The organism is Acidobacteriota bacterium (assembly GCA_012517875.1).
Classification (GTDB): Bacteria; Acidobacteriota; JAAYUB01; order JAAYUB01; family JAAYUB01; genus JAAYUB01.
In genome coordinates this window covers 70,230-86,311 of record JAAYUB010000026.1, presented here as the reverse complement: position 1 = coordinate 86,311, position 16,082 = coordinate 70,230, and the positions used below count along the sequence as shown (strand labels likewise).

Below are 16,082 nucleotides of genomic sequence, written 5' to 3'. Positions count from 1 at the left end.
GAATGGTAGACATATACGAAGCTTTGGAGTGGGCCCGGCAGCCCCGCCTGCCGGTCCCGCCGCCGGAGGTGGCGCAGATCCTGGATGATATTCGGAGTGTCGGCGATGATGCGGTGCGCCGCTGGGCCCGCCGCCTCGACGGCCACCCCGGTGACGACTTTGAAGTGTCACGAAAATCGTTGCAGGCCGCGCTCGACGGCTTGGACCGGGAAACCCGCGCCCTGTTGGAAGACGCAGCCCGAAGGATTCGGACCGTCGCCGCATGCCAGCGAGAGCTGTTCACGGACCTTTCGCTTGAACTGGACGGTGTGGTCCTTGGCCACCGAGTGATGCCCGTGACGCGCGTGGCGTGTTACGCGCCGGGGGGGAGATATCCATTGCCCTCATCCGTGCTCATGGGCGTGATCCCGGCGCGTGAAGCCGGAGTGAAGGAGATTGTCGTGCTCAGTCCGCGCATTCATCCTGTGACGCTGGCGGCCGCGGCGATCGCCGGCGCCGATCGGGTGTTCAACATCGGCGGCGTGCAGGGTGTGGCCGCCGCCGCCTGGGGTTTGGCCGGCCTGCCTCGGGTGGATCTGATTGTCGGACCCGGAAACCGGTTCGTTACGGCCGCCAAACAGGCGCTCTACGGCCAGGTGGGCATTGAATTCCCAGCCGGACCGTCGGAGCTGCTCATCCTGGCCGATCGCACTGCAGACCCCGTGCTCCTAGCGGCCGACCTTCTGGCCCAGGCGGAGCATGATCCGGACGCACTGCCCGTCCTGGCCAGTCCGGATGGAAACCTATTGGAGCGCGTGCAGCAGGAGCTGGTCGTCCAGCTTGAGACGCTGCCTGCCGCATCGCCCTCACGGGTCAGTGTGTCCAACGGCATGCTGGTGCGGGTTTCCGACTGGACGGAAGCGGTGGAGTTGGCTGACCGGATGGCACCGGAGCATTTGGAACTCGCTGGACCCGAAGCTGAGGCACTAGCTGACCAGTTGACCAATTACGGCAGTCTGTTCATCGGCTCCCTTTCAGCCGAAGTGTTCGGCGATTACGGTTCGGGCACCAATCACATCCTGCCCACCAGCGGCGCCGCGCGATTCACCGGCGGGGTTTGGGTCGGAACCTTCCTGCGGATACTGACTCGCCAGCGCGTCCGCACCGACGGCCTGCCGGCGCTGGTGCATCTGGCGGAAGGTCTCGCCCAAGCCGAAAGACTACCGGCTCATGCGTCTTCCGCCCGGCTGCGCACGGAACGGCGAGCCAACGGCCACGGCCTGATTCACTGATCCTCGCAGGCCGCCCGCGAGTCAAATTCACGCCGGCGGTCCTGTGACTTGTCAACGGGCGGAGACGCAACGGCACGCGGCGGACACGCCGTCCGCCGATACCTCCACCCACACGAAACCACCCCGTCCGAATGGACCTGGATTCAGGATCCGGGTGCGTCCCACCGTGTCTTCGCCCACTGCCTCATGGATATGACCGCTCAGCAACAGGTCTGGGCTGTGCTCCTCGATCAGTCGGCGGACCGAGCGGCTGCCGGCATGCAGTCCCGACCGGATGCGGTCGACGCGAGTGTCCCGCGGCGGTGTGTGGCTGATCACCAGCCGGACATCGCATGAGCCGATGGCCCGGAGCGGAACTTCCAATCGGCGGTAAATTTCCTCTTCACTAAGCTCCATTGGAGTCCCGAAGGGTGTGGGCGTCGACGCGCCCACGCCTGCGACGCCCACCTGATCCTCAAGTATCCGGTGGCTCCCGTGCAGAGAGACTCCCTCGCTCACCAGCAGATCCAGCACGTCCGGATGGTCCACGTTTCCAGGGACGGCGAGAACTTGCGGATTGATCCGCCGAAACGCATCCAACACGCGCGCCGCCTGGGCGGCATGACCGAACTGCGTCAGGTCTCCCAGCAAGAGCACCCAATGTGCGGCCTCGATGGTTTTGCTCAGCGGGCCTAGGTGATCCAATCGCTCGTGGATATCGCTGGCTGCAAATATTCTAAGAGTCTCCACCTGTGCAGACGCCTCCCAGCCTGGGGTCGAGGTCACTTATCATAGCAGAGTTGTCCGGACCGCTCCATCTGAGTGAACCAACTGCGACTTCCGACTGTTGAACTTGTTCTGATTCAGTTATGTGTTTTGGACACCGGAATTGAAGCATATATAAAAAAGCATTTGCCATATACCTTAAAAGAAATTAAAATACTGCAAGATCATAATCCCGCAAACGCTATTCAACTTTCGAGGATGTCTTATGTTGAAGAAAGTGCGTATTTTGATTGTGGATGACGACCCGGATGTTTGTGAGTATCTCCAAAAATTTCTTTCCAAAGACGGCTATGACGTCACCGCAGTCGCCAATCCCACTCAGGTTTTGGACGAACTGAAAAACAAACCGTATCAGATCATCATTCTCGATCTGAAGATGCCCGGCATGTCCGGCGAAGAACTGCTACGCCGCATTCGCGCCATTGACTCAGACATTTGCATCATCATTTATACCGGTTACCCCACGGTGGATTCCGCTGTCGACACCATGAAACAGCAGGTGTTTGACTATATCAAAAAGCCGTTCAACATCGATGATTTTCGCGCGGTGATTCGCAAGGCCATTGAAGAACGCGGTTTGATTATCACCCCGGAAGCGCGACTGAACCAGGAAATCGGCAATAAAATCAGGACACTGCGCAAAAAGAAGAACCTGACGCTTAAGAAGTTGGCGAATCGTACCGGATTGTCCGTCAGCCTGATCTCCCAGATTGAGCTGGCCAAGACCTCGGCATCCGTATCCACTCTGTATAAAATCGCTTCGGCCTTGGGGATCAAGATCGGGTACTTTTTCAGCGATATCTGATCCCCTCTCAGGCGATGCCCGCAGATTCAGCTTCCGGCCGTTCCGTGTGACGGACGGGTTCCCTGCCCAACAATCCCTCGATTAAAAATTCGTTGTAAACTTTTTACAATCCGCATACAATGGCCTCCGGTCCTCGTATGTCACAAGCAGCGTTTCCCATGAGCACTGACTTGCTCTGCGGCCTTCTGCACCGGTCGGCAGGTATTTCCATATTTATACTGGATAAAAACTTTCGTGTGATTTGGAAGAATTCCGAGGACGAGTGTCCCCTCCAGCACGTTCCCCACGCGGAAGGCATCTACTGTTACCGGATGCTCCGTTCCAGGGATGGTCATTGCGTCCTCAGTTGCCCGCCGGTGTCCGGGGGCCCAGGCGCCTGCCAGCAGTATCACGAGCATGCCGACGATCGGGAAGCCGTCTTTCATGTGACAATCTCGGCCCGCCGGGATCAATCGGGGGAGAACGCCGGATATCTGGTGGTGCAGCAGGACATCACGCAATGGAAACAGCGTGACGAGCAACGTTATCAAGATGCCAACCGCCAGTATCTGCTGCATCTGGCGGGCGGATTCGCCCACGAAATCAACAATCCGCTGACTGTTGTCAGCGGGATGCTGCAGGAATATTCACAGTTGAACGATATGGATGAGGAGCGCCGGCAGGACTTTCGGACAATGGTCAGGGCGTGTAATCGGATCCGGGAGTTCGTCAACCGTATCCGCGCCCTGTCCGCCGAGGAATCCGAAGATAGCAGCGCCGCCGACGCGGCCACTATTTTCAACCGGGCCGCCGGGTATTTTCAGGAGTTTTTCCGCATCAAGGATATTCACATCGCCTGGGATCTGCCGGACCGCTGGCCCAACCCGAGCATGAGTCCCGGCGTCCTGGCTAAGATCGTTTTCAACTTGCTGCACTATATTGCCGACTCCATTCGACCCGGCGGTACGATCCGGATCGAAGTTCTCCCTCCCGGCGATCAGCCGTACCTGCAAGCTGTGTTTTCCAGTGAGGAGTTCATCAGCCTGCCCCACCAGCTGAACAACATTTTTTTATCCCCCGGACATCCCAGCGAACTTGATGCCATCCATGCGCTTGGCCTCACCACGGTGCACAACCTAGTCAAAAGCCACCACGGGAATCTGCGCATCGAGCAGAAGGCGCCGCGCGGAATGGCATTTTTTCTCGAAATTCCATTAAGTTAGGAACGTGACCGGCTCAGTGGTGGGTTCGTAGGCGCTGAAATCCGGAATGTCCGGGAACGCGCTCAGATGAGAGATTTTGGTGAACGGGACGAACACCTGGGTCTTGGACAACTCCACCTCGCCCGTCCGCTTGTTGGTCAGCGGAAACTTGTCGTGCTCGAAAAAGATACCGTGATCATCGACGCCGGTTAGTTTGACGAAGATCAGACGAGTCGGGCCGGGTGGTTCATAACCGGCGATCACCAGACTTTCCGTAAACCCAATATAGACAAAGCCGCCGACAAGCTGTTGGAGCGTGAGGATGTCCATGTTGCGCCCTCCTTGGGACCGTTTGTGCTTATTGTAATGGAGGGTGGATGACCCGCCAAGCACTTTAGAGTGAGGCCCGCCGGAATCCTTCACCCATAATTTCGTACACCTCGCTCACCATCACGAACGCATCGGGGTCGTGATCACGGACGATACTCTTCAGGCGGGGTAGCTCGCGTGGCCGGATCACGACGAGAATGATGGGCCGGTCTTCGCCGGAAAACGCCCCGACGCCGTTGAGCAGGGTGGCGCCCCGTCCCATCACCCGGATAATATCATCGGCTATCTCACGGTACTTCCGGCTGATGATGAGGAACTTCTTCCCCTGGTTCATGCCTTGGATCAGGAAGTCGATGGTCTTCGAGTTGACAAATATGGCAATGATGGCGAACATGGCCATCTCCGCTCCGAATACGAATCCCGCCCCCACCGTGACCAGGGCATCGATCATCATGAGGCTGCGCCCGATTGTAATTTCGGTGTATTTGTTGAGGATGCGAGCCAGGATATCGGTTCCGCCGGTGGAGGAATTTTTCAGGAAGACCAGCGCCATCCCCGCACCGGTCAAGATGTCGCCGAAGATTGTGGCCAGCAGGACGTTTTGAGTGATGCCCCGCTCGGCCAGATCAGGTGCCGTACCCAGCAAGGGCGCTACAAAATAGATCCCGTCCACCATGAACGACAGCGCCACGGTAGCGACGGCCGAGCGCAGCCCGAACTCCCGTCCCAGGGTCATCAAGGCGATCAGGAACAACAAGCTGTTAAATCCCAGCATGGACAAGCCCACCGGAACACCCAACAAATGAAAAAGAATCGTGGAGATCCCGCTGACGCCTCCAGCGGTGATCCGGTTCGGAATCAGAAACAGGTCCAGGCCCAAGGCCACCAAAAAACAGCCGAAGATGATCGCCGCATAATCCACGACCGGCTGCATCCGGCCCATTTTGATCAGTGTCTTCGCTACCATGAATGCATCCCCCGCTGAAATGAGGGCCGGATTATATCATCGACCCTCCCAATTGCAAGTTTGTCCCGAACCCCGTGTTAGAATGGTTGCATGGCGGCCCGCTTTTTCATCGGTCCGGCCGGTTGGAGTTATGCCGATTGGGCCGGAACCGTATACCCGCCGGATATTGTCCGGCGCCGGCAGCAGTTACCCTGGCTCGCCCGTCAATTCGATTTGGTGGAAATCAACACCAGTTTTTACCGCATCCCGTCACCGGCGATGACGGCGCGCTGGCTGCGCGCTGTAAGTGACCGCCCGGCATTCCGTTTCACCGCGAAAGTGTTCCAGGGCATCACCCATGCACGGCGGCTGGATCCGGACGTCGTAGCTGACTGCCGCAATGCCATGGCGCCGTTGCACAGCGAAGGCCGCTTGGGCGGATTGCTCCTCCAATTCCCCTGGTCTTTTCGCTGCGGGCGTCTGGAAAAAATCTTTCTCCGTCGAGTCCTGGACGCCTTTGAAGGATTTCCGCTGGCGGTGGAGGTCCGTCATGGAAGCTGGGATCAGGATGCTTTTTTTGAATATCTGCGCTCCCGGGCAGTCATGTTCTGCAACATTGACCAGCCAGTCATCGGCGACTCGCTTGGACTGACCGCCCGAGTCACGGCCTCGAGCGCCTACCTGCGCCTGCACGGCCGGAACCAGGCGGACTGGTTCTGCCCTGACGCCGGTGTTGCTCAGCGCTATAACTATCTGTACAGCGAAGCCGAAGTTGCCGCGTTGGCGGCAACAGCAGAAGCTTTGGGGAGCGAGGCGGACCACGTCTATATCGTGACAAACAATCACTATCGGGGCAAGGCGGTCGTGAACGCCATCCAGCTTAGCCGCCGATTGATTTCCGGATTCTCGCCCGCCTGGGAGCCGAACCTCGGAACGATTCCGTAAAACTTTTCACCCGCTGCTACCGTCTAATAGCTTGTGAATTTCATGATCGCACTGACACGCATTTTACGCTCCACCGTCATCAGCCTGCTGCCGGTGTGGCTTTGGCTTGCCCCCGTATCGGCCCAGGGCGAGACGCACGAACTGATCCCAGCGGTGACGCGCAAAGCCAGTCTATCGACGTTGGCCATCAAAGCCGATTTCCACCTGGGTAAAACCTGGCACGAAACCCTGCAGCCGTTTCCCGCTCTGGAGAAGCGGATTCTGGTGGTTGACCTGACAGTGACCAACACCGGTACTCTACCGCAAAGTCTTTACCTTGACGAGGTTTGGCTGCATCTGCAAGGGGAAGACCAGCGGGTCAGACGCGTGCACGCGGAAGAACTCGCCCCTCAGGTTTACATTTCTCCCCAGCAGATTTTCTCCGATTCTGACCCCGGCCGGAATTCGCGAGTCCATACGGCCACCCCTGGTCCGGTGTACCGAGACGGCCAGGTGGTGGTGAATCCGACCCACTCATCGGGTGTGATGGTGGATCTAGGCGGAACCAAGGACAAAACCTCTCCGATCAGCCTGCAGAAATTCATTCTGGCGTTGTTTGGAAAAGAATTCAGTGCCTCTTATCTGAAACCGGGCCAGACCGCCACTGGACTGTTGTATTTTTACCTGCCGTGGGAAATGGACTCATTCGCCGGGATCACGTTCCGCCTGGACGAGATACTGGGAGGAACGGAACAGCTTCAGATGGAAATTACCGCCCCGCCCGCACCCTGACCATCCGGCCCCACCCGCTTCCCACCGCTTGGCGCAGCCGCGTAACGGAAAGAAGCCTTGCTATCTCCCGGGCCGTTCTGATATAAAAAAAACAACATGCGGATGCACCTTTTCGCCAGAACGGAAATCCAATCTCCCAATCGAGGATCTCGGGAGACCATGCGGTCTCTGCCGTCCGATCCAGCCATCTGAACATCAAACGCCTGACCCGCGAGGCGTCCAATAAGGAGTCGATGATGAAACGAACAGTGTTCTTCGTTTGCCTGTTGTCGCTCGGTCTGTTCGCGACCGGCCTGGCAATAACACCCCAGGAGCTGGTTCAGCGGCATCGGCAGGCGCTGTCGACGAATCAGGAACTCCTCTTCAATTTGTCCACCATCCGGATGGTGGGGCAGCTCGAGAAATACGGCCTGCAGGGCGATGTCGGTGTTTTTGTCTCCTTTCCCGACCGCTTCGCCGTCGCCCACGAATTTTCCCTGTTCTCGGAGCGCTGGGTTGCGCGCGGCAAGGATGTGGAATTGCTCGAGATGACCGGCTGGCATCGCACCGCCGTCAGGGGCGACCTGTTCCACCTGCGTGCCCTCCAGTTCATCCTCGGTTATCAGTACCTGAATCCTGGCGTCGCCCAGCCCACCGACATCCGTGAGGTCGAAGGCGAAGTGGGCGCCACCTTGCTCACTGCCGAAGGGGTTCCGATCCGGGTGGTCTTCGACGCCGCCACCTTTCTTATTCGCAGCTTCGCCTTCACCGGATCGGACGGGCTGGGTGTGGTTATGCAGATCGAATCGTACCGCCAGTGGGATGGCCTGCTGCTGCCCGGGCGGTTACGCGAGGAATCGATCAATCCGGCGATTTACACATTCACCCAGTGTGAGGTCAACCGGGGTGTGGACGGCTCGTTCTTCAACATCGCGCCGGCTCCACCGGACAGCAATTTGCCTGAACGGTCCTCGGTCCGGCTGCCTCTTCAGCGCTATTTCGGCCTGCCGCTGATCAAGTGCTGGATTGGCAACTCGCCAGCCCTCACGTTCCTGATCGACACCGCCCTGCCGTTCTCGGTCATCGACCGTAGCATCGCCACCCAGTTGGGTTTTACCCCGCAGGGTCGTCGCACGGCCGCCGTCCGGTATCCGCTCGGTGATCTGGCGTTCGTGCGCCTACCCACGGTGTTGTTGCGCGAGGTCGAGTACCGCAACAAGCTGTTTCTGGCCGCCAACATGATCCCCGCCAGCACCAACATCCAGTTGCCCGTCCACGGCATCCTCGGAGCCGACTTCTTCCATCAGCAAACCATCAGCCTGGACTTGACCACCGAATCGTTCCGGATTACATCCACGCGAGGGTTTTCTCCGGAACAGCAATGGGCGCGAGTGCCGCTTCTCACCACCGGCGGCTCGCTGGCCGTGATCGCCACGCTCAACGGGGTGGAAACAGCCATGGAGCTGTCCACATCCAGCGGCGAATCCGTCGGTTTCAGCGCTGCCAGCGAGACTGCACGCGGGCTCCTTCGTCGTCAGGGTCCGTCGGCCGAGGCCTTCACCGTTGGTCTGGGATTCGGCTTCCCGGAAACGGTCGTGCTCCTCGGTGCACTGAGCCTGGGTGGCCAGACGGTCGAAGCGCCGCTCGCCCATCTGGTCCAGTTTCCCGACACCTACCCCGGTGGGCGCCGCCAGGTCGGCTGGCTGGGCAGCGGCCTGCTTCGACGTTTCTCCATCCATCTCGACATTCCCGGCCAAACAGCTTACTTCGAACCCACCACCGCTTCCCGCGAGGCGGATACATTCAATGCCGCCGGATTGTATCCGGTCAGATCGGGCGGTAAACTGGTGGTGCAGCGGGTGGTGCCGGGCTTGCCAGCGGCGAAAGTCGGGATCGAACCCGGAGATATCATCATCCAACTGATGGGGTACCCCGGCGAGCAGATCGTGTTCGATCGGGTATACGGGTTTCTGAACATGCTGCCGGGTCAGAGCGTCTCGCTCCAGGTTCAGAAAGTCGACGGCAGCATCCAGGACCTACAGCTCCGGAACGAGAGCGCGTTTTAGCCCTGCCCGGAGCCAAATGCACTCAAGAAACTCTGCCCCGCCGGCAGGGTGAAGCCGAAATTCTCGGCGATGGTCTGGCCCACATCGGCCAGGCTGGAGCGCAGACCGATATCCGAGCCGTGCGTCAGACCGGTGGACCATCCCAGCAGGGGCACATACTCCCGGCTGTGATCGGTGGACGTCGTAGTCGGGTCACAACCATGATCCGCCGTAAGCAACAGACAATCGCCGGACCCCATGGCGGCCATCCAACCCGGTAGGGCGTGATCCAACTCCACCAAGGCGGCGGCATAACCGGCGGCGTCGTTCCGGTGGCCGTACAGCATGTCAAAATCCACCAGGTTGGTCAGGATCACCTCCCCGCTGCCTGCGGCGATCAACTCGCGTGTGATCCGAATTCCTTCGGCGTTGGTCTTCGTTTTGATCTCCTGCCCCGTGTGACGCCAGGCGAAAATCGACGCGATCTTGCCGATGGAAATGAGCGACCGCCCCGCCGACGACAATTCGCTCAGCAGGTTGGGTTCAGGCGGAGGAACCGCGAAATCCTTCCGGTTCGTGGTCCGGGTGAAGGCCCCCGACTCGCCGATGAACGGTCGGGCGATCACCCGTGCAACCCTGTGTCGCCCCTGGAGCAATTCCCGGGCTGCAAGGCACATGTCATACAGTTGTTCCAGCGGGATGACGGCCTCATGAGCCGCCAGTTGAAACACGCTGTCGGCCGACGTGTACAGAATCGGGTTGCCGGTGCGCAGGTGTTCGGCTCCCAATTGTTGGATGATCTCGGTGCCCGATGCCGGATAGTTGCCCAACACCCGCCGGCCCACCCGCTCTTCAAAGGCGACAACCACTTCCGGCGGAAAGCCGTCGGGATAAGTGGGAAACGGTTGTTCGGTTATGATGCCCGCCATCTCCCAGTGACCCACCGTCGTGTCTTTGCCCTGTGAGGCCGTAGCCGCCTTGCCGTGAAGCGCCGTGGTGTTGTTCAAGGGGGGGTGGCCCGCCAGCGACGCGATGTTGCCCAAACCCAGGCGATGCAGGTTCGGCAGGTAAACCCCGGTGGCCGCCAGGGTGTGGCCGATGGTGTCCGAACCGGCGTCGCCCCATCGGTCGGCGTCGGGCATCGCCCCGATGCCCGCGGAATCGGCCACGATCAGAATCATGCGTCGGAATCTCATGGCTGCCCGTCCGTGATGCCCCGGATTTCCCTGCGGAGCCCGGCCGCCAGACGAGCGAGCCGCTTCGGCTCGAGGGTCAGCAGTCGGCGGTCTTTCATCAGCCACCGACCGGCCACCATGGTACCGGTGACCGCCTCGCCGTGGGCGACGTAAACCAGGTGGGAATAAATATTGTGTACCGGTTCGTACAGCGGTCCGCTCAGATCCAGGACGATCAGGTCCGCCTGCTTGCCGGGTTCCAGCGATCCGATCTGTTTGTCCGCGCTGATCGCCGCCGCACCCTCGATGGTCGCCATCCGGACAACGTCCCGCGCCGGCATGACCGTTGGATCGTTTTCCCTCTGTTTGTGTATCTTCGCCGTCAGATCCATCGCCGCGAACAGGTCCAACCGGTTGTTGCTGGCGGCGCCATCGGTGCCAAGACCCACGGGGATGCCGCGCCGGCGGATTTCGGGAATTGGAGCGATCCCGGAAGCCAGTTTCAAATTACTGTCGGGATTGTGCGCCACCGCCGTTCCGCTGCTCTGGATGAGATCCAGGTCAGCCGAGGTGAGGTGCACGCAATGGGCGGCCAGCCGGCCTTTTCCCAACAAACCCATCCGCGCGGCGTGCTCCACCGGGCGCGCATTGTAGCGCTTCCGAATGTCGGCCTCTTCGTTGGCGCTCTCCGCCAGATGATAGGTCAACAGCGAGTTGAACCGCACGGCCAGTTCGCCGGCCAGGCGGAGCGTTTCCGGCGAACAGGTGTAGCAGGAGTGGGGAGCGGGGATCACCCGGACCAGCGGATCAGCCTGCCAGCGCCGTATTGTCGCCTCCGTGTACTGGAGCGCCTCGGCCGGCGTGTCGCAGTCGGGCGCCTTGAAATCGATGATGGTCTGGCCCAACCAGCCCCGCAGGCCGGCCTCACGGACTGCCCGCGCGACGTCATCCTCAAAATAATACATGTCAACGACCGTCGTCGTCCCGCGGCTGATCATTTCGGCGCAACCGAGCAGGCTCGCTTCATAGACGAAGCGTGCGTTGACCAGCCGGGCTTCTAGCGGAAAGATGTACCGGCGGAGCCATGTCATCAGCTCCATGTCATCCGCCACGCCCCGCATGGGAGTCATGGCGATATGCGCGTGCAGATTGACCAGCCCGGGCATGATCCATCGGTTGCCCATTTGCTCCGTCCGGCGAGCCCGCACCTGCCGGCGGACCGTTTCCGGCTCCCCGACCGCAACAATGGAGCCGCCGCGGATTGCAACCGCTCCGGGTTCCCAAACGGCCATGTCCGGGTTCATGGTCACGACATGGTCCGCAACAATCAGCCGGTCGGCCATCGGTCGGTCGGCTGCCCGCAATCCGGGTGCACCAGCCATCAGGGAGGCGCCGACAATCAGAACAACCCAGAAGTTTGGTCGAAGGTGCATGATGCCGCGTGTCCTTTTCACCATAACGTGCCGTCACCGAATCCTTATTGTATCGTGAACGGCGCGTTCCGTCGCCTCTAGAGAAAAATTTTTCCTTTCGCCTGCCGGTTGTGTTACATTGAGGTCCGGTGAAGGGGTGTGCCGATGAAAGACCGCAAGGCTGTCCTGGCGGCGAAAATCCTTGAAGTCATCCAGAAAGCGACGGCAAAGTCCGCCGAAGTTCGGATCATCTTCAGCCATGGTGATTCCTGGAAAAGCATCGACATCAGCGGTGAGGAGATCCTCCACCTCGACAGCACGGAGATCACCGAGAAGTACGGCGCCCTGCTGCTGATGAACAAGCTGATCGCACCGTCTGACCTCAAGAAGGCTACGGCGAGTGACGCCAAACCCTGGCAGATGGATGACGCGCTCATCGCCGAGCTCAAACTGGACGCCAATCAGGTACGCAAGATTTTTTCACTGCAGCTCTCCCGAATGATCCATGCGCTGCTCGAATGGCCGACTCTCAGTTTTAAGATCAGCACCCGCGATTCTGGCAGCCGCCCCTCTGGCAAAAAACCGCTGCCCCTCGCCGAACTGAAACTGCACCTGCTCCGACTCGCGCCACCTGACGACCAGATCCGTGAAATCCGGGAAAAAAAAGATCGTCTGTTTGTGCTGGATTCCAGCAAGATGACCGTCCTTCGCCATCTGCCCCTCAATGCCCGAGAAGGCAATATTCTGAGCCGAATCAAGGGTCGCCTCACGCCCGAATCGATCGCGCGGGAGGGCCAGCTGCCGCCGGAGCAGGTGTTTGAACTGGTCGCTGTCTTCCGCGCCCTGGGCTTCATCGAGGAGGAAAGCCGCTTGCCGGCGGTGCCGCCGCCACCCGTGCTGCCCACTCAGCCGGCCGAGGTGATGATCACCGAAAACGATATTTCGGCCATCCTAAAGGAGATTCGTGAGTACCGCGAGGAGCTGGACAACAAGGATTACTACGAAATCTTCAGCATGACCCGTGATGATTTCACCGCGTCACGATTAAAAACCAACTACTACGCTCTCGCCAAAAAATACCATCCGGATAAATACCGGAAATACGGGTCTGAAGACATTAATCGCATTCTGGAAGACGTACTCAATCTATTCAACACCGCCTACGATGTCCTGAAGGATCCGCAGCGAAAGCAGAATTACGACACCGAGTGCAGCACGTCTGAATTGAAGCCGACCGTTGCTTCGATGGCCAAGGCCGGCCCCCGACCGCAGGAGATGGACCAGATCGCGCTCGACAATTTTCACCAGGGCCGGAACCTGATCCAGTTGCAGAAGTACGCGGAAGCCATCTCGTTTCTGCGCCGCTCAGTACAGATCAAGCCAGACAACGCCGAGTATAATGCCTACTTGGGATACGCCATGTCGAAGGTACCCCAGTTCCGCAAGGAAGCGGAAAAGCATTTCCTCCGTTCGATCGAGATCAACCCGATGAACGTCAACACCTACCTCCATCTCGGCCGGCTTTACAAAGAGGCGCATCTGGCCAACAAGGCGGTGGCCGCCTTCCAGGAAGCACTGCGCTGGGACCCGGAGAACAAGGTGGCGCTGCAGGAGATCGATGAGATCACCGGTGTGCGCAAATCCCGAGGCGGCCTTTTCGGCGGCTTGTTTAAAAAGTAACCTCGCCATCGCCACTCCTTGAACATATCACGGTGACAACCACTTTCTTTCTGAGCAGCGGTGCGCAAGGGAACGCACAGGAGAAGCCGCGGCAGGCTCCTTGTGCGGGAACGGAATCGGAAATTCGGCGATTTCCCGAATCCCGACATTATGAAGAAAAGTTAACGAAAATAAAAAAAATCTTTTTCCCCCTGCCATTTTTTTCTTGAACTGCAAGGGTTTTTGATCTATTTATGAATCCGTCAAGGGGGCAAACCCTTATCAGACGGGCACCATGACAGAAAAGCAATTGAAGATCTTGATCGTTGACGACGAACCCGAGGTCACTCGATCCATCGCCGCCTATCTCGAGCGGATCGGCTACGAACCACGCGGCCTGAATGACCCCGATCAGTTCATGGATGCCTTCCTTGAGTTCAAACCGGATCTGATTATTCTGGACATTATCATGCCAAAAGTGGACGGAGTGGAATTATGCCGATCCGTCCGCCGGCTGCCGCTGTATTGCCCCATCATCATGCTGACGTCCAAGGGTGACGTCGTCGACAAGATCGTCGGCCTTGAGGTCGGTGCCGACGACTATGTCCCCAAGCCGTTCAGCCTGCGCGAGCTCGAAGCCAGGATCAAGGCCGTCCTCCGCAGGCAGATCCTCCAAGCCAAGGCGCTGGACAGCGCCGCTGCCGCCAATCTGCTGCAGCATGGCAATATCACCATGGACCTTAAGAACCGGATTTTAAAGATTGGCAAGAAGAAAATCGAGCTCACGCCGAAAGAGTTTGAACTGATGCGGCTCTTCTTGTCCAATCCCGGCCGCGCGTTCAGTCGGGAGGATCTGTTGGAGAAGGTGTGGGGCGACAACTACCGCGGTTATCACCGGACGATCGACTCCCACATCAACCGTCTGCGCGCTAAAGTCGAATCCAATCCCGAACACCCGGAGATCGTCGTCACCGTGTGGGGTGTTGGATACAAGTTTAACGAGGATTATCAACCCAAAACCTAACCTTTAGGAGGTACTATGAACAAAGCAGATCTGATCAAGAAGATGTCGAACGACGCAGACATCACCCAGACCCAGGCAACCAAGGCCTTCAACGCGATCATTGAGGGCATTGCCAAGGAACTGTCCAAGAACCGCCGGGTGACCATCGTCGGTTTCGGCACCTTCTCTGTCAGCCACCGGAAAGCCCGCATCGGCCGCAACCCCAAGACCGGCGCGCCCCTGAAGATCGCGGCCCGCAAGGTCCCGAAGTTCACGCCGGGCAAGGCGCTGAAAGATCGCTTCTAGTTCATCCCAGAACAGAAAAAAAACAGGGTCAGGCACAAGTGCCTGACCTTTTTTTTGAATTGCTGGACGGATCCCTGCGGGTAGCTTACCGCTCGTTGCAGAACAACGAACTTCGGCCGGCCCGGCCCGATGTCGGACGTCATCTCGCGTGTGGTGTTAAATCGACATCGGCATGACAATGTACTTGTAGGTGTAGTCGAGGTCTCCCGCCGGCCGGAACATGCCAGCGATGTTTTCATCGGTGAATTCAAAACTGACCTGCGGCGTCTCCACTACATTCAGAAATTCCAGTAGATATTGAGAATTGAACCCCAATTCCACCGGATCCCCCTGATATTCCACCTCGAGCACCTCTTCGGCTTCGCCTTTGTTGACATCCTCTGAACGCAGCAGAATTCGTCCATTTTCCATCCGAAAGATGATCCGCTTCGAAACTTCATCGGCGAGCACGTTGAGCCGGTTGATGACCGCCCGCAATTCGTTGGTTTTCAGGACAAATCGGTGGTGCAGGCTGCGTGGGATGACCATTTCATAGTTCGGAAACTGCCCCGCCAGCAGCCGCGAGACGAGAAGCCTGTTCTCAATGCGGAAAAAGAGGTTGTTCTCGTTGTGAGCAAACTGCACAATCAGTTGCTCTTTCGACAACATCCGTGACAATTCCAACACGGTTTTCTTGGGAATCAGAATGCGGATATCGGTTTCCAGGTTTTCCAAAACCTTCGGCGCTTCCACATAAGCCATCCGGTGTCCGTCGGTGGACACCATTTTCAAAAAATTATTATTCATGAGCAGCAGCAAACCGTTCAGCGCAAACCGCGACTGCTCCTGGGTTGTCGAGAAAATGGTCATCTGAACCATCCGCCGCAGGATGTCTCCCGGTATGTCGAGAAACTCCCCTTGGAACATGGAGATGATGGGAAAAGTATCCACCGGCAAGCAGACCATCCGCGACTTGGATCGTCCGTGGCTGATGATAACCCGTTCCGAATCCTCGCTATAAATTTCGATCTCAGCCGACTCCGGCATGAACCGGATGATGTCGGTCAGTTCCCGAGCCGGCATCGCGAGTGCGCCTTCCTCCTCGACCGCGGCCGGACAGGTCGACTTGATGCTCACGGTCAGGTCACTGCCGGCTAGTGTCAGACTCTGTGCCTCCGCGCGGGGTTCCACCAGGACATGAGCGAGGATGGGCATCTTGGAGCTTTTTTCCACGATGGGCGTGATGTAGCTCAGTTCGGTTAGGATGTCCTGTCGCTTGACTTTGAATCTCATCGGCAACTCCTGTCCTATTTCCTGATCAATCGTAAAATTTATAACGGATGGACCAGTAGTAGTAATAGTGCCTGTGGAAAGTGATGATAATCAACGGAATGATTGTAGCATGAACCAGTTGTTTTGTTGAAAAAAATGTTTAGGAACGATCGCCGAGCTGTGAATAACAGTGAACAGAAGCAGACGGAAATATTTTCCAAAGAAAAATCACAGACTT

At 58.3% G+C, this 16,082-nt stretch carries 15 protein-coding genes; 9 read left to right on the top strand and 6 right to left on the bottom strand.

Annotation, left to right across the window (positions count from 1 at the left end; all coding sequences use genetic code 11):
* Positions 1 to 2 precede the first annotated feature (2 nt).
* The gene (gene hisD / locus GX414_03845) at positions 3 to 1,271 is read left to right on the top strand and encodes a histidinol dehydrogenase (protein NLI46218.1); all 1,269 of its coding nucleotides are present in this window, start codon (positions 3 to 5) and stop codon (positions 1,269 to 1,271) included.
* A 51-nt stretch (positions 1,272 to 1,322) separates the two neighbouring features.
* Here hisD and GX414_03840 read toward each other — a convergent pair whose 3' ends face one another.
* Positions 1,323 to 1,955 carry a serine/threonine protein phosphatase gene (locus GX414_03840; GenBank protein ID NLI46217.1) on the bottom strand — a complete coding sequence of 211 codons (633 nt, stop codon included), beginning with the start codon at positions 1,953 to 1,955 and terminating at the stop codon, positions 1,323 to 1,325.
* 286 nt (positions 1,956 to 2,241) lie between these two features.
* Between GX414_03840 and GX414_03835 the strand changes: the two genes are divergently transcribed.
* Both GX414_03835 and GX414_03830 read left to right on the top strand, forming a co-directional pair.
* On the top strand, positions 2,242 to 2,841 hold the full coding sequence (locus GX414_03835) for a response regulator (protein ID NLI46216.1): 600 nt from the start codon (positions 2,242 to 2,244) through the stop codon (positions 2,839 to 2,841).
* Positions 2,842 to 2,999: 158 nt separating this feature from the next.
* Positions 3,000 to 4,043, top strand: coding sequence for a HAMP domain-containing histidine kinase (locus tag GX414_03830; GenBank protein ID NLI46215.1), 1,044 nt, complete (start codon positions 3,000 to 3,002; stop codon positions 4,041 to 4,043).
* Here the strand turns inward: GX414_03830 and GX414_03825 are convergent.
* Positions 4,035 to 4,352 carry a hypothetical protein gene (locus tag GX414_03825; GenBank protein ID NLI46214.1) on the bottom strand — a complete coding sequence of 106 codons (318 nt, stop codon included), beginning with the start codon at positions 4,350 to 4,352 and terminating at the stop codon, positions 4,035 to 4,037. The two genes, GX414_03830 and GX414_03825, sit on opposite strands and share 9 nt — an antisense overlap.
* Before the next feature lie 64 nt (positions 4,353 to 4,416).
* Positions 4,417 to 5,319 (bottom strand): YitT family protein, encoded by a 903-nt coding sequence (locus GX414_03820; GenBank protein ID NLI46213.1) that lies wholly within the window; start codon positions 5,317 to 5,319, stop codon positions 4,417 to 4,419.
* 90 nt (positions 5,320 to 5,409) lie between these two features.
* On the opposite strand from GX414_03820, the gene GX414_03815 reads away from it, so the two are divergent.
* The 3 genes from GX414_03815 (at position 5,410) to GX414_03805 (ending at position 9,059) form a co-directional block, all read left to right on the top strand.
* Positions 5,410 to 6,243 carry a DUF72 domain-containing protein gene (locus GX414_03815; protein ID NLI46212.1) on the top strand — a complete coding sequence of 278 codons (834 nt, stop codon included), beginning with the start codon at positions 5,410 to 5,412 and terminating at the stop codon, positions 6,241 to 6,243.
* A 42-nt stretch (positions 6,244 to 6,285) separates the two neighbouring features.
* Positions 6,286 to 7,014, top strand: coding sequence for a hypothetical protein (locus tag GX414_03810; protein ID NLI46211.1), 729 nt, complete (start codon positions 6,286 to 6,288; stop codon positions 7,012 to 7,014).
* Between the two features lie 236 nt (positions 7,015 to 7,250).
* Positions 7,251 to 9,059: a PDZ domain-containing protein gene (locus GX414_03805; GenBank protein NLI46210.1), complete on the top strand. Its 1,809-nt coding sequence runs from the start codon at positions 7,251 to 7,253 to the stop codon at positions 9,057 to 9,059.
* Here the strand turns inward: GX414_03805 and GX414_03800 are convergent.
* Positions 9,056 to 10,234: a phosphopentomutase gene (locus GX414_03800; GenBank protein ID NLI46209.1), complete on the bottom strand. Its 1,179-nt coding sequence runs from the start codon at positions 10,232 to 10,234 to the stop codon at positions 9,056 to 9,058. The two genes, GX414_03805 and GX414_03800, sit on opposite strands and share 4 nt — an antisense overlap.
* Positions 10,231 to 11,397: an amidohydrolase gene (locus tag GX414_03795; GenBank protein NLI46208.1), complete on the bottom strand. Its 1,167-nt coding sequence runs from the start codon at positions 11,395 to 11,397 to the stop codon at positions 10,231 to 10,233. The genes GX414_03800 and GX414_03795 overlap by 4 nt, the downstream gene beginning before the upstream one ends.
* A 393-nt stretch (positions 11,398 to 11,790) precedes the next feature.
* On the opposite strand from GX414_03795, the gene GX414_03790 reads away from it, so the two are divergent.
* The 3 genes from GX414_03790 (at position 11,791) to GX414_03780 (ending at position 14,593) form a co-directional block, all read left to right on the top strand.
* Positions 11,791 to 13,305 carry a DnaJ domain-containing protein gene (locus GX414_03790; protein NLI46207.1) on the top strand — a complete coding sequence of 505 codons (1,515 nt, stop codon included), beginning with the start codon at positions 11,791 to 11,793 and terminating at the stop codon, positions 13,303 to 13,305.
* A 274-nt stretch (positions 13,306 to 13,579) separates the two neighbouring features.
* Positions 13,580 to 14,308, top strand: a complete 729-nt coding sequence (locus GX414_03785; GenBank protein NLI46206.1) for a response regulator transcription factor — start codon at positions 13,580 to 13,582, stop codon at positions 14,306 to 14,308.
* Positions 14,309 to 14,323: 15 nt separating this feature from the next.
* A complete protein-coding gene (locus tag GX414_03780) occupies positions 14,324 to 14,593 on the top strand; it encodes an HU family DNA-binding protein (protein ID NLI46205.1) in 270 nt (89 codons plus the stop codon).
* Between the two features lie 156 nt (positions 14,594 to 14,749).
* On the opposite strand, the gene dnaN is transcribed toward GX414_03780, so the two are convergent.
* Entirely contained in the window at positions 14,750 to 15,865 is a 1,116-nt protein-coding gene (dnaN, locus tag GX414_03775) for a DNA polymerase III subunit beta (protein NLI46204.1), read from the bottom strand.
* Between the last annotated feature and the right edge of the window lie 217 nt (positions 15,866 to 16,082).